Source organism: Rhizobium sp. BK112, from assembly GCF_014193215.1.
Lineage (GTDB): Bacteria > Pseudomonadota > Alphaproteobacteria > Rhizobiales > Rhizobiaceae > Rhizobium > Rhizobium anhuiense.
Window position 1 is genome coordinate 146,150 of sequence record NZ_JACHYZ010000007.1, and the last position, 14,044, is coordinate 160,193.

At 61.5% G+C, this 14,044-nt stretch carries 10 protein-coding genes and 1 pseudogene; 9 read left to right on the forward strand and 2 right to left on the reverse strand.

Annotated elements, in window-relative coordinates:
- Positions 1-160: 160 nt before the first annotated feature.
- Positions 161-2,017, reverse strand: coding sequence for a DUF882 domain-containing protein (locus FHT75_RS20270; RefSeq protein ID WP_028755996.1), 1,857 nt, complete (start codon positions 2,015-2,017; stop codon positions 161-163).
- 178 nt (positions 2,018-2,195) lie between these two features.
- On the reverse strand, positions 2,196-3,743 hold the full coding sequence (locus tag FHT75_RS20275; RefSeq protein ID WP_028755997.1) for a sigma-54-dependent transcriptional regulator: 1,548 nt from the start codon (positions 3,741-3,743) through the stop codon (positions 2,196-2,198).
- A 311-nt stretch (positions 3,744-4,054) separates the two neighbouring features.
- Between FHT75_RS20275 and FHT75_RS20280 the strand changes: the two genes are divergently transcribed.
- The 9 genes and pseudogenes from FHT75_RS20280 to hemH all read left to right on the forward strand — a co-directional run bounded on the left by FHT75_RS20280 (position 4,055) and on the right by hemH (position 14,030).
- Entirely contained in the window at positions 4,055-5,908 is a 1,854-nt protein-coding gene (locus tag FHT75_RS20280; protein WP_029867998.1) for a M3 family oligoendopeptidase, read from the forward strand.
- Between the two features lie 294 nt (positions 5,909-6,202).
- Positions 6,203-7,309, forward strand: coding sequence for an aminodeoxychorismate synthase component I (locus FHT75_RS20285; protein WP_210294485.1), 1,107 nt, complete (start codon positions 6,203-6,205; stop codon positions 7,307-7,309).
- Positions 7,306-7,929: pseudogene (locus FHT75_RS20290) on the forward strand (aminotransferase class IV family protein); the annotation flags it as partial. The gene FHT75_RS20285 and the pseudogene FHT75_RS20290, both read left to right, overlap by 4 nt.
- A gap of 8 nt (positions 7,930-7,937) precedes the next feature.
- Complete coding sequence (locus tag FHT75_RS20295) at positions 7,938-8,222, forward strand: YciI family protein (RefSeq protein WP_047616412.1); 285 nt, start codon at positions 7,938-7,940, stop codon at positions 8,220-8,222.
- 188 nt (positions 8,223-8,410) lie between these two features.
- A complete protein-coding gene (locus FHT75_RS20300; protein WP_183845190.1) occupies positions 8,411-9,862 on the forward strand; it encodes a homospermidine synthase in 1,452 nt (483 codons plus the stop codon).
- A 171-nt stretch (positions 9,863-10,033) separates the two neighbouring features.
- Complete coding sequence (gene omp10, locus FHT75_RS20305) at positions 10,034-10,402, forward strand: outer membrane lipoprotein Omp10 (protein ID WP_028756665.1); 369 nt, start codon at positions 10,034-10,036, stop codon at positions 10,400-10,402.
- Positions 10,403-10,429: 27 nt separating this feature from the next.
- Positions 10,430-10,750: a hypothetical protein gene (locus FHT75_RS20310; protein WP_028756666.1), complete on the forward strand. Its 321-nt coding sequence runs from the start codon at positions 10,430-10,432 to the stop codon at positions 10,748-10,750.
- Positions 10,751-10,926: 176 nt separating this feature from the next.
- On the forward strand, positions 10,927-12,870 hold the full coding sequence (locus FHT75_RS20315; RefSeq protein WP_063475333.1) for a bifunctional metallophosphatase/5'-nucleotidase: 1,944 nt from the start codon (positions 10,927-10,929) through the stop codon (positions 12,868-12,870).
- A 125-nt stretch (positions 12,871-12,995) separates the two neighbouring features.
- Positions 12,996-14,030 carry a ferrochelatase gene (gene hemH, locus FHT75_RS20320; RefSeq protein WP_028758602.1) on the forward strand — a complete coding sequence of 345 codons (1,035 nt, stop codon included), beginning with the start codon at positions 12,996-12,998 and terminating at the stop codon, positions 14,028-14,030.
- Positions 14,031-14,044: the final 14 nt, after the last annotated feature.

Sequence of the window (14,044 nt, forward strand, 5' to 3'; positions counted from 1 at the left end):
GGCATACTGATGTCGACCAAGCCGCCGGGCCTTCGCCCGGCGGCTTTTCTTTTGCTTAGAATCCGCTTGGCCAAACGGCCATCTTGCCCGATCGAAGCAGCCAAAAGAAAAACCGCCGGATCGCTCCGGCGGTTTTTCGATATTTCCGTGATTGGCCGGCTCAATTCGTGTTGAACTTGCGCACTTCCATGAAGTTCACAGCCGTGCCGCTGAAGCGGGCCGGGTCGACCGAGGCGGTCTTGATATTGAAGCCCTCGGCGTAGACGGCGGTCGGCTGGGCGCGCATCGTCTGGCTGACGAAACGCGGCGCCTTGACCTGCTTGGAAGCCATTTCGAGCCGAGCGTTGGTAAGCGCCCACTGCGAAATCATCTTTTCCGTCAGCTTCGGCTCGGTGCGCACCGTCGTGCGGCTGGCATCCGCTGCTGCGGCTTCCTTCTGCGTCGGGCGACCACCCTTGGTGGGAAGGCCCTGTGCCACGGCGCTTTCGGCGGCCGGCTCGTCGAAACCATCGCCGAAGCTTGCCGACTTGGTCATCGGCGCCAAAGCTGCAAGCTCGAGCGGCGGCTTTGCAGCCGGCTTTTGCGTCATCGCGGCGTTGATCGCCTGCTCCACCGTGACCGGCCCCTTCGACGCGATCTCGCTTTCACCCTCATTCCGCTGCTGCTCGAGCGCATCGGCGACGGCAGGAGACAGCGCGTCCTGATCGGCTTCGTCGGCATCTGCTTCCGGATCGGCATCGGCGGCGGCAAGCAGGTTCTCGGCAACGGAGGGGCGTTCGATCGGCGTCGGAACCGGCAATCCGTTCGCACCCGTCAGCACGCTAGGATCGACGGACGCGACCTCGGCGTCGCCGGGCGCGCGGCGCGGGCCGAGAAGCGAGGGAACCGGAATGCTGTAGGCGCTGAGATCGGCGAATTGCTGCGGCGGCGCCTGGTCGGCCGGAAGGGCCGCCGCAAGAGCCTGCTGTGCGGCATTACCCGAAGGCGGTGCGACGAGCGCGCTCGCCACTTCGCTGCCGGCCGGCTGACCGCTGAATGCGGGGCGAACCTGCGGCACGGGCGCGTTCAGATCGGCGACTTCGGTCTGCTGCGGCTCGACCGGAGCGGGCTCAGCCGGGGCGGGCTCCGCCTTCGGCGGCGTCGCCTTGGCGACGGCAACAGGCGTCGAATCATCCGACTCGTCTTCCTGCTCGTCCGCTCCGCCGCCAAACAGCGCGGCAAACAGCGTCTTATGTTTTGGCGCCGATTCGGAAGCGCTGGCGATCTCTATCTGCGTGCCGCTGGCGCGGCGCTTATAGTCGGCCATCGCCTGCTGGTAGCCCGGTAGCGGCTTGCCGTCAGCCGGAATATGAATGGTATTGCCGTTGGGGAAGAGCCGGACCAGCTCGTCGCGGCTCATGCGCGGCCAGGCGCGAACACCACCGACATCCATGTGCACGAAGGGCGAGCCCGACTTCGGATAGAAACCAACGCCACCGACCTGCATCTTCATGCCGATGGCGCGCAGCGTCGCCAGCTTGACGTCGGGAATGAAGAAATCCATCGCCTTGCCGAGCATATGCTGGCTCTTTTCGGCGACCCCGGAATTGCGCGAGCGGCCGCGCAGCATCTCGTTGGTTCCCGGCGAACGGAAACCGCAGACGACGTTGATATAGTCCCTCGAACCGCTCTGGCGATAGACTTCCCAGATCAGGTCGAACAGGCGCGGGTCCATCTTCGTCGGCTGGTTCTTGCGCCAGTCGCGCAGGAAGCGGTTCAGCTGCTCCAGACCCTTGGGGTCGAACTTGCCGTTGCGCTTGTAGGTGATGACGGCTTTTTCGCCGGTATGAATGAAATAGAGCTTCAGGCTGCGGGTGTCGCCCGCTGCCTGCGAAGGTGTACCAACGAATACCGGTGAGGAAACCGCAAGCGCAAGAAGGGCGGCCGCTACCGTCCTTATTGCCTTTCCGCAAATGTTGGCGCCCAACGAACGCCAGCTCAAGCGCGAAGGCTTAGAATTCCCATTCAGATTCGGCAACTCGATCCCCGTCAGACAGACAATGTCCCGTACTGTCTCAGATGACTGTCAAATGCGGTCACACGATGGCAAAAATGCCACACATGATCAACCTTTTCTTTACATAGTGAACGAGCCACTAACAAGTGGTTTATGACCGGTAACAAATCGTGGTTGCCTTAGTCTTAACAAAAAGCGCTTAAGCCGCATCTTTCTGGGGATTATCGGGATCGATACCGTAATCCTTGAGCTTGCGATAAAGTGTGGATCGGCCAATGCCGAGCTTCCGTGCCACTTGACTCATCTGCCCGCGATAGAATTTGAGTGCGAATCGGATGAGTTCTTCCTCGACATCGGCAAGCTTGCGCACATCTCCGGCGGGATTGACGCTGGCGATCGCGTTTTCCGAGGCTTCGGACAGGCGGTGGTGGTGCACCTCCCCCGATATCGACGCCCGGAACTCCTCACCATAGCTATCGTCGGGATCGAGGCCGGTATTGTCGGCAACCAGCGCCAGGTGATCCACCACCTCGTATTCCGGAAGCTGGGCAGCGATCTGCGGGAAGTCCGCTTCGGTCAGCTCCGGCCCTTCGGCCAGAACGACCGCGCGGAAGATCGCGTTTTCGAGCTGGCGGATATTGCCCGGCCAGTCATAGGCGGTCAGCAACGCCAGCGCGCCTGAGTTCACCGTCATACGGCGGCCGCTCTTCTGTTCGCTGGAGAAGCGATCGGCAAAGACGCGCACCAGATTGGGAATATCTTCCTTGCGTTTGCGCAGCGCCGGAATGGTGATCGGGAAGACATTGAGGCGATAGTAGAGATCCTCGCGGAAATGGCCGTTCTTGACCTCCTCGATCAGATCCTTGTTGGTCGCCGAGATCAGTCGGACATTGACCTTATGCGCGGTGCGCGCACCGACGGTCTCGATTTCGCCCTGCTGCACGGCGCGCAGGAGCTTCACCTGGACTTCGAGCGGCAGGTCGCCGATCTCGTCGAGGAAAATGGTGCCGCCGTCGGCTTCCATGAATTTGCCGATATGGCGTTCGGTCGCGCCGGTAAACGCGCCCTTCTCGTGACCGAAGAGAATGCTCTCGACGAGATTATGCGGGATCGCCCCGCAATTGACGGTGACGAAGGGCTTGTTCGAGCGGTCGCCGCCGGACTGAATGGCGCGCGCCACCAGCTCCTTGCCGACGCCGGATTCGCCTTCGAGCACGACGGGAATGTTGGATTGGGCCGCCCGCTGGGCGAGATCGATGACGCGGATCATCGCCGGGCTTGCCGATACGATGTCGTCGAAGCCGACCGAGCCTGAGCGCGACCGGCGTCCGGCCCGCGCCTTGACCTCGCGCTGGTCGAGTTTCATCGCGTTCGAGATCGACGTGGCGATGCGTTCAGGCGAGACCGGCTTGACGACGAAATCGAAGGCGCCGGCGCGCATTGCCTGCACCACCGTTTCGATACCGCCCTGGCCCGTCTGCACGATGACCGGGATCTGCGTGCCGAACTCGTGGAGCGCGTCGAGGAATTCGAGGCCGGTCATCTCCGGCATCATCAGGTCGAGCACGATGACGTTGAAAAGGCCGCCGTCGCGTTTGACCATTTCCAGGCCGATACGGCCGTTCTCCGCCTGGTGCACGACATGGCCGTGACGCTCGATTGCGTTCTTGAGCAGGCGGCGCTGCACCGGGTCGTCCTCGACCACGAGGATTTGCCCTGCTCCCTTGAGCTCATTGTAACCGGTCATTGTCGCCTCACTTCATGCGAAACCATAAAGCGCACTCTGACAGAAAGGCTTGAACATCCAGTTTTGAGAAACAATTGCATTTTAACGATTGGAACGGGTCATTTTCATGCCGAAGCGACGCCTTTCATGCGCCGAAAATCCCTTGATGCGGGGGCTTCTCACGCTTACAGCGCCGCGCGTCTTTTCAGACGCGCAAAGGACGCTGTAACACTTTGAACCTGCGCATCGTGCTTTCCGAAAATCGATTCCGATTTTCGGGCCGATGCGCTAGACAATCAGACCTGTTATGAAAGTGGAGAGGAATTGCACCCATGAAAATCAAGCTCCCGCACGCCCGCCTTCTTTTGTCGGCAGCAGCGCCAGCTGGAGCCGCCGATCCGGCGCTCGGCGATCTGCCGGTCTGGAAGCTGCAAGATCTCTACCCCTCCGCCACGTCGACCGCTTTCGTCGCCGACATGGAAAAGGCCGGCAAGGCCGCAATCGCCTTTGAAGAAAAATGGAAGGGCAAACTCGCTGAGGCCGCGACGAAGACTGGTGCCGAGGGCATCGGCGCGGCGCTGAAGGAATATGAGGCGCTTGACGATATCATCGGCCGCCTCGGCTCCTTTGCCGGCCTCACCTATTTCTCCGACACCACCAACCCGGCAAACGGCAAGCTCTACGGCGACGTGCAGGCCAAGATCACCGAATTTTCCGGCCACCTCCTGTTTTTCGCGCTGGAGCTGAACCGCATCGACGACGCGGTGGTCGACGCCTGCATGGCGAGCGATTCCGCCGCCGGACACTATCGCCCTTGGCTGCTCGATCTCAGGAAGGACAAGCCCTACCAGCTCGACGACAGGCTGGAACAGCTCTTCCTCGAGAAGTCGATGACATCGGCCGCCGCCTTCAACCGCCTCTTCGACGAAACCATGGCGGAACTTCGCTACGACATCGATGGCGAGAAAGTGCCGCTCGAAGTGGCGCTGAACAGGCTGCAGGAAAAGGACCCTGAAGTCCGCCGCAAAGCGGCTATGGCGCTCGCCGAAACCTTCAAGGCGAATATCCGCACTTTCACGCTGATCACCAACACGCTTGCCAAGGACAAGGAGATCGCCGATCGCTGGCGCGGCTTCGAAGACATCGCCGACAGTCGCCACCTGGCAAACCGGGTGGAGCGCGAGGTCGTCGATGCGCTGGCCGCGGCCGTCCGTGAAGCCTATCCCCGCCTTTCGCATCGCTATTACAAGATGAAGGCGAAATGGCTCGGCATGGAGCAGATGAATTTCTGGGATCGCAACGCGCCGCTGCCGGAAACCTCCAGCGCCATCATCTCCTGGCCGGAGGCAAAGGACACGGTGCTTTCGGCCTACAGCAATTTCGCCCCGGAGATGGCTGCCATCGCCAAGCGCTTCTTCGACGAACAATGGATCGACGCCCCGGTCCGTCCCGGCAAGGCGCCAGGCGCCTTCGCCCATCCGACGGTTCCCTCGGCCCATCCCTATGTGCTCGTCAATTATATGGGCAAGCCGCGCGACGTAATGACGCTTGCCCATGAACTCGGGCACGGCGTGCACCAGGTTCTCGCCGGTGCGCAAGGGGCGCTGATGTGCCAGACGCCGCTGACGCTTGCCGAAACCGCGTCCGTCTTCGGCGAGATGCTGACCTTCCGCGCGCTTCTGCAAAAGACCACCGACACGCGCGAGCGCAAGGCGATGCTCGCCCAGAAGGTCGAGGACATGATCAACACGGTCGTGCGCCAGATCGCCTTCTACGAATTCGAGCGCAAGCTCCACACCGCCCGCAAATCAGGCGAACTGACAGCCGACGACATCGGTGAACTCTGGCTCTCCGTCCAGTCGGAAAGCCTCGGGCCGGCGATCAACATTTCGGAGGGTTACGAGACCTACTGGGCCTATATCCCCCACTTCATCCACTCGCCCTTCTATGTCTACGCCTATGCCTTTGGCGATTGCCTGGTGAATTCGCTCTATGCCGTCTACCAGAAGGCCGAGAAAGGCTTCCAGGAGAAGTATTTCGAACTGCTGAGGGCCGGCGGCACCAAGCATCACTCGGAATTGCTGAAGCCTTTCGGCCTCGACGCCACCGATCCGTCGTTCTGGAGCCAGGGCCTGTCGATGATCGAAGGGCTGATCGACGAGTTGGAAGCGTTGGATAGAGGCTGAGATCTCTTCTCCAAAGGCGGAAGGGCAGCAACGGGTCTCTTCTCCCCTCGGGAGAAGGTGCCGGCAGGCGGATGGGGGGCGACACGGCTGAACCTGTCCTTCGCATGTGCTCAGGACGTCGCTCCGCTCCGCCCGCTCATCTGCCCTTTGGGCATCTTCTCCCCCGTGGGGAGAAGCGGAAAAATGCCTCACGCTCCCATTGGATTTTGAGCAATGAGGAGCAGAACAAATTGAAAGCGGCGCGTGGCTGACCAACCCTACATTCTCTTCCGCGACGACACGACCGGACAGGTGATGCTTTTCGCCGAGCCGGCCGAGATCATCGTTGCCAGCACGCGCGCCGAGTTCTTTGCGGGTCTTACCCGGATGGAGCAGGCCAAGGCCGAGGGCAAATGGCTTGCCGGCTATATGGCCTACGAGGCCGGATACTTCTTTGAGGAGAAACTCGCCCCCTTCGCTGGGGAACACCGCGAAACACCGCTGCTTTGCTTCGGCGTCTTCGATGCGCCGCAGCCGGATGCGCATCCGCTTGCCCAGCCCAAACAGCGTCTCGAAAACGAGGAATTCCTCACTGCTCCGAAAGCTGCCTGGGATTTCGCTATATATAAGGAGCGCTTCGACCGCCTCCACCAGCATCTGCGGCTCGGCGACGCCTATCAGGCGAACCTCACCATGCCGGTCGAAGCCCGCTGGAACGGCGATCCCCGTGCCGCCTTCTGGTCGCTGATCGAACGCCAGCCGGTCAAATACGGCGCGCTGGTTGATCTCGGCGGTCCGGTCATCCTTTCGCGGTCGCCCGAGCTTTTCTTCCGCACCGACGAACAGGGCTGGATCGAGACCCATCCGATGAAGGGTACGGCGAAACGCGGCGCCACCGCCGCCGAGGATGCCGAAATCATCGAGGCCATGCGCCGCGATATCAAGACGCAGGCGGAAAACCGCATGATCGTCGATCTCCTGCGCAACGATATCTCCCGCATCACCGAAGTCGGCACGCTCGACGTCCCGAAGCTTTTCGACATCGAGACCTATCCGACCGTCCACCAGATGGTGAGCCATGTGCAGGCAAGGCTCCGCCCCGATCTTTCGATCCGCGACATCTTTTCCGCGCTTTTTCCCTGCGGCTCGATCACCGGCGCGCCAAAGATGCGGGCAATGGAAATTCTCCATGCGCTCGAGGATGCCCCGCGCGACGCCTATTGCGGCGCAATCGGCATGATCTCGCCCGCCGGCGCCATGCGTTTTTCCGTCGCCATCCGCACCATCACGCTTTTTGAGGGCGGCAGGGCCGTCTTCAATGTCGGCGGCGGCATCGTCTTCGATTCGACCGCCGAGGCCGAATATGAGGAATGCCTGCTCAAGGCCCGCTTCGCTGTCGGCGATCATTGGATTGCACGATGATCGATTTTTCGTTGATCGAGACGCTGCGCTGGCAGCCGGGCGAGGGCTTCATCCGGCGGCAGTTGCATCTCGCCCGGCTTTCCCGCTCCGCCGGTCGCCTCGGCTTCCCGCAACCGGTCGACGCGGCGGCCAAGCTCGACCAAGCCGTTGCAGGCGCTACCGGTCCGCTGCGCATCCGCCTGACTTTCGACGCGCAAGGCCGCATCGAGGTGACGAGCGCCGCTTTCGTGCCGCTGGCGCCCGATACCACCTGGATCGTCCGCCTCGCCGAGACCCGTCTGGATTCCGCCGACAGGCTGCTTCGGGTCAAGACCACACGCCGTGCCGTCTACGAGAGAGCCCGCGCCGAATATGGGCCCTATGAGGCCGATGAAGTCATCCTGTTGAACGAGCACGACGAAGTCTGCGAGGGCACCATCACCTCGATCTTCCTCGACGACGGGAGCGGCATTCTGCGCACCCCGCCCATCTCCTGCGGCCTGCTCGCCGGCGTGCTGCGCACCGAACTCATCTGCCAGCGCAGGGCCCGCGTCGGCCGCCTCACGCTTGCCGATCTCGATGCCGGCACGCTTTATATCGGCAACTCGCTGCGTGGCCTGATCCGCGCAAACCTTCTGAGGCACTCACCATGTTCATTCTCTCCCTCACCTATCTCAAGTCCAACGATGAAGCCGACGGGCAGATGGAGCCGCATATGGCCTGGGTGAAGGAGGGTTATGCGAAGGGTTGGTTCCTCGCCTCCGGCCGCAAGGTGCCGCGCACCGGCGGCGTCATCCTGGCGATCGGCGAGCGCGCTGGGATCGAGGCCTATGTCGCCGCCGATCCCTTCACCATCCACGGCATCGCCGAATACGAAATCACCGAGCTTGCCGTAACGACGGTGGTCGAAGGGCTGGAAATCCTGAAGCGCTGAATCTACGCGAACCGATCGTGGATAGTCGCGCCGGCCTCCATCGCCCGACCGATATTTGGCCTTTCCCCGTCAACGCTCTTTATTGTGACGTCGTTTTGTGATTAGAGCCGGTCACCTCGCACTCTCTGCGGCAATTTCAAATAATTCTTCGGGCTGAACGCCTTCGTCGCCTTCCACAGGAGAAAAGAATGACGGAACAGAACTATCCGGTATATGCCGAAATTACCGGTCCGATCGTGATGATCGGCTTTGGCTCCATCGGCCGCGGCACCCTGCCCCTGATCGAGCGCCATTTCAAATTCGACAAGAGCCGGATGGTCGTCATCGACCCGCGCGAAGATCCCTCTGACATGGAGATCCTGAAGAAGCACGGCGTTCGCCACATCAAGGAATATGTCACTAAGGAGAATTACAAGGAACTGCTGAAGCCGCTGCTGACGGAAGGCGAAGGCCAGGGTTTCTGCGTCAACCTCTCGGTCGACACCTCCTCGCTCGACCTCATCAAGCTCTGCCGCAAGCATGACGTGCTCTACGTCGACACCGTCGTCGAACCCTGGCTCGGCTTCTATTTCGACAAGGGTATGAGCAATGCCGACCGCACCAACTATGCGCTGCGCGAAACCGTGCGCAAGGAAAAGGCGAAGAACCCGGGCGGCGCCACCGCCGTCTCCACCTGCGGCGCCAATCCGGGCATGGTCTCCTGGTTCGTCAAGCAGGCGCTCGTCAACCTCGCCAACGACACCGGCCTGAAATTCGACGAGCCGGACCAGCACGATCGCGAAGGCTGGGCAAAGCTGATGAAGAAACTCGGCGTCAAGGGCGTCCACATCGCCGAGCGTGATACCCAGCGCACCAAGCATCCGAAGCCGCTCAACGTCTTCTGGAACACCTGGTCCGTCGAAGGCTTCATCTCCGAAGGCATGCAGCCGGCCGAACTCGGCTGGGGCACCCATGAAGAGTGGATGCCGAAGAATGCCAAGAAGCACAAGAAGGGCAACAAGGCGGCGATCTACCTGGAACAGCCGGGCGCCAACACCCGCGTGCGGACCTGGTGCCCGACGCCCGGCCCGCAATGTGGCTTCCTCGTCACCCACAATGAGTCGATCTCGATCGCCGACTATTTCACCGTGCGCGACAAGGACGGCGAAGTGACCTTCCGCCCGACCTGCCACTATGCCTACCACCCGGCCAACGACGCCGTGCTCTCGCTGCATGAGATGTTCGGCAATGGCGGCACCCCGCAGCCGGTCCATCACGTTCTCGACGAGGACGAGCTGGAGGACGGCATCGACGAACTCGGCGTCCTGCTCTACGGTCATGAGAAGAACGCCTACTGGTACGGCTCGCGGCTGTCGCTGGAAGAAACCCGCCGCATCGCGCCCTACCAGAACGCCACCGGCCTGCAGGTCACATCAGCCGTTCTCGCCGGCATGGTCTGGGCGCTGGAAAACCCGACAGCCGGCATCGTCGAAGCCGACGAGATCGACTACAAGCGCTGCCTCGAAGTGCAGATGCCCTATCTCGGCCCGGTCGAAGGTCATTACACCGACTGGACACCCCTCGACGGCCGTCCGGGCCTCTTCCCGGAAGATATCGACACCAAGGATCCGTGGCAGTTCCGGAACATTCTGGTTCGCTGAGATCATTTCCTCGGCTTTGACAATGCCCGCCGCAAGGCGGGCATTTTTGTAACGCCTGCTGTCTAAATGCTGGCCGCTGCCCCTCCAAGGCTTGCCTTCAAGCCGGGCGCGCGCCATGTTTTGCCCGAACTTGGCGGGTGTCCGCCGCGCCGATTCGCCGGGAGAAGCCTTATGAAAATCAGAACTGGTCTCGTTCTTGTCGGCGCAGCCGCCGCTCTTGCCGCCTGTGTTTCATCGGAGCCGCGTCGCCTGCCGGTTGCAACCGCACCCGTCGCCACCGGCGTCGAAGGCAATTGGAGCGATCCGAACGGCATCGTTTCCACCTTCCAGGGCGGCACTTTCACCACCCGCACCACCGATAGCAACCAGCTTCTCGCCTCAGGCACCTATATCAACACTTCGCCGACCCTGGTGGAGATCAACATGACCTCGCTGGTGCGCAAGACCCAGTCCAAGGTCAATTGCGCTCTCGTCAATCCGAGCCAGTTGAACTGCACCTCCGATTCCGGCGCACAGTTCACGCTTTCCCGCCGCGGCTGAAAGATGAGGCGATAGGCTAGGCACACCATGCGGGCCTTCGCCTTTTACCTCGTTCTGCTGCTTGCAATGCCGCTTGCGGCACTTGCCGTTATTTTGCCGGCCAATGTCTATCGTGCCCAGGGCATCGCCGCTCCCGATTGCGACGGGCCGCTGCAGGTGTTGATCTTCGCCGTACCGGCAATCCTGATTTATGGTGCGGGCGCATTTCTGGTCTACCGGACCGGCCGGCGCTTTCATCGCCTCTTTGCCCTTTTCTGTTTGGTCATCGCGCTGGCGACAGTTCCGAATATTGCCGAGGCCGTACACGAACTCTACCGAAACGCGGCCGATGGCGAATGCCAGGGATAAGCAGCCCGGCTTTTTTGCCCTGTCCCCTTGGAAAGCGCCCTGCCTGGCCCAGCTTTCTCTTGCGGTTGCACATCGTCTGATGGAACAATCCGAAGGCCGGGCAATCGCCCCGGCGCACAATGAAAGGGAACGGCGAGGGATCAGGGGAATCTTTCGCCTCAATCAGGAGAACAGGGATGACGAAGTCTTTCAGCTTCGGTCTTTTGACCGCGTCCATGCTGGCGCTGAGCGCGGGCGCCGCCTTTGCGGATTACGAACTTAATATTCTTCATATCAACGATTTCCATTCGCGCATCGAATCGATCAACAAATTCGACTCCACCTGCTCGGCCGAGGAGGAAGGCAAGAAGGAATGCTTCGGGGGTGCTGCCCGCCTGAAGACCGCGATCGACCAGCGCCGTCAGGCGCTATCCGGCAAGAACGTCGTCCTCCTGAACGCCGGCGACAATTTCCAGGGCTCGCTGTTCTACACGACCTACAAGGGAGCGGCCGAAGCCGAATTCCTCAACCTGATGAAGTTCGACGCCATGACCGTCGGCAATCATGAATTCGACGACAGCGAGGACGGGCTTGCGACCTTCCTCGACAAGGTGCAGTTCCCTGTCGTGACGGCGAACGTCAAGGCGACGGCTGCCTCTAAGCTCGGCGACCGCATCAAGCCCTCGCTGGTGCTTGATGTCGGCGGCCAGAAGATCGGCATCGTCGGCGCCGTCACCAATGATACCCCCGAGCTGTCCTCCCCCGGTCCGAACGTCACGATATCAGATGACGTCCAGGCCATTACGTCAGCCGTCCAGGATCTGAAGGGCCAGGGCGTCAACAAGATCATCGCGCTGACCCATGTCGGTTATCCCCGCGATCTCGCCCTGATCGCCAAGATTCCGGACGTCGATGTCGTCGTCGGCGGCCACTCCCATAGCCTGCTCTCCAACACCGATCCGAAGGCCGAAGGCCCCTATCCGACGATGGTCGACAATCCCGGCGGCTACAAGGTGCCGGTCGTCCAGGCCGCTTCCTACAGCAAGTATCTCGGCGATCTCGTCGTCAATTTCGACGACAACGGCGTCGTCAAGGATGCCAAGGGCGATCCAATCCTGATCGATTCCACCTTCACGCCCGATCCGGCTGTCATTACCCGCATCGCCGAACTGGCAAAGCCGATCGAGGAACTGCGCAACAAGGTCATCGGCTCCTCCGAAAGCCCGATCGAGGGCGATCGCAAGGTCTGCCGCGTCAAGGAATGCTCGATGGGCAATCTGGTGGCTGACGCCATGCTCGACCGTACGAAGAACCAGGGCGTCACCATCGCCGTCCAGAACGGCGGCGGCCTGCGCGCGTCGATCGACGGCGGCGAGGTCACCCAGGGCGAGGTCATCACCGTCCTGCCTTTCCAGAACACGCTCGCCACTTTTGAATTGACCGGCGCAGACGTCGTCAAGGCGCTCGAAAACGGCGTCAGCCAGATCGACCAGAGCGCCGGCCGCTTTCCGCAGGTCGCCGGCCTGAAATTCTCCTTCGACCCGTCGAAGCCCGCGGGCAGCCGTGTCAGCGATGTTCAGGTGAAGGACGGCGCCAATTTCGCGCCGATCGATTCGGCCAAGACCTACAAACTCGCCACCAACAACTTCATGCGGGCCGGCGGCGACGGCTATTCGATCTTCAAGGAGGGCCAGAACGCCTATGATTTCGGCCCGGATCTTGCCGATGTGACTGCGGCATACGTCGCCGCGCATTCGCCCTATAAGCCATACACGGATGGCCGCATCGCGGAACTGGCGCAGGCAGCGCCGGCCCCCTCCGCTTCCGAACCGGCGCCTGCTGCACCGGCTGCTCCTGCTCCATCCACAGAGCCGGCTCCCGCACCCGCTGCACCGGCACCTGCCGCTCCGGCACCAGCAGCCCCCGCGCCCGCTGCGGAACCCACACCGGCGCCGGCAGCCTCCGCACCTGCCGCAACGACGCCGTCCACCCACGTCATTGCCGCCGGCGACACATTCTGGGATCTCGCCGTAACCTTCTATGGCGACGGCACGTTGTGGCGGAAGCTGTCGGATGCCAACGGCAAGCCGAACCCACGTCACCTGACGGTTGGCAAGGAGATCGAGGTTCCCGCCAAGTAAGACGATTTGTCCCGATGCCACTGGCCGGTCCGGGGTTTCCCGGGCCGGCTTTTCTTTCTATAGGGTGAACCACGATCTCCAGGCTGCGTATGAGCTGACGAGACAAAAAAAGCGTTGGGGCCAGAATGACAGCAGATATTTCACTCCGCCCGGCGGACCATCCGGCCGTAAAATCAGGCAAGGTCGGTGTCCTGCTGGTCAATCTCGGCACGCCCGATGGCACCGATTACACGTCGATGCGCCGCTATCTCAGGGAATTTCTGACCGATCGCCGCGTCATCGAATGGTCGCCCTGGAAGTGGTACCCGATCCTGTTCGGCATCGTGCTCAACACCCGCCCGCAGAAGGTCGGCAAGGCCTATGAGCTGATCTGGAATAAGGAGAAGAACGAAAGTTATCTCCGCACCTACACCCGCAACCAATCGGAGCTGATGGCCGAGCGCCTGAAGGATCTTGATAGCGTCAAAGTCGACTGGGCGATGCGCTATGGTACGCCGTCGATCGCTTCGCGCATCGACGCGCTGAAGCAAGAGGGATGCGACCGTATCGTGCTCTTCCCGCTTTATCCGCAATATGCGGCGGCAACGACCGCCACCGTCAACGACAAGGCCTTCCAGAAGCTGCTCTCTATGCGCTGGCAGCCGGCGCTGCGCACCGTGCCCGACTATCACGACGACGAGACCTATATCGAGGCACTCGCCAGTTCCGTCGAAAGACATCTTTCGACGCTCGACTGGAAGCCCGAGATGCTGCTCGCCTCCTTCCACGGCATCCCCATGTCCTATTTCAAGCAGGGTGATCCCTATTACTGTCAATGCCAGAAGACCGGCCGGCTGCTGCGCGAGCGGCTCGGATTGACCGAGGAAAACTTCATGGTCACCTTTCAGTCCCGCTTCGGGCCGGAGGAATGGCTGCAGCCCTATACCGACAAGACGGTGGAGAAGCTCGCCAAGGACGGCGTCAAGCGCATCGCCGTCATCAATCCGGGCTTCGTCTCCGACTGTCTGGAGACGCTCGAGGAGATCGCCGAGCAGGCTGCCCATTCTTTCCATGAGAACGGTGGAGAGAAGTTCGCGCATATCCCCTGCCTCAACGACGGCGAGGACGGCATGAAGGTGCTGGAAAAGGTCGTGCGCCGCGAATTGCAGGGCTGGACCTGAGAGATCTTTTCAGA

Coding starts and splice junctions, on each gene's coding strand:
- FHT75_RS20275 (WP_028755997.1), bottom strand. CDS start 3,743: ATGACCGGTTACAATGAGCTCAAGGGAGCAGGGCAAATCCTCGTGGTC.
- FHT75_RS20280 (WP_029867998.1), top strand. CDS start 4,055: ATGAAAATCAAGCTCCCGCACGCCCGCCTTCTTTTGTCGGCAGCAGCG.
- FHT75_RS20285 (WP_210294485.1), top strand. CDS start 6,203: ATGCTTTTCGCCGAGCCGGCCGAGATCATCGTTGCCAGCACGCGCGCC.
- FHT75_RS20295 (WP_047616412.1), top strand. CDS start 7,938: ATGTTCATTCTCTCCCTCACCTATCTCAAGTCCAACGATGAAGCCGAC.
- FHT75_RS20300 (WP_183845190.1), top strand. CDS start 8,411: ATGACGGAACAGAACTATCCGGTATATGCCGAAATTACCGGTCCGATC.
- omp10 (WP_028756665.1), top strand. CDS start 10,034: ATGAAAATCAGAACTGGTCTCGTTCTTGTCGGCGCAGCCGCCGCTCTT.
- FHT75_RS20310 (WP_028756666.1), top strand. CDS start 10,430: ATGCGGGCCTTCGCCTTTTACCTCGTTCTGCTGCTTGCAATGCCGCTT.
- FHT75_RS20315 (WP_063475333.1), top strand. CDS start 10,927: ATGACGAAGTCTTTCAGCTTCGGTCTTTTGACCGCGTCCATGCTGGCG.
- hemH (WP_028758602.1), top strand. CDS start 12,996: ATGACAGCAGATATTTCACTCCGCCCGGCGGACCATCCGGCCGTAAAA.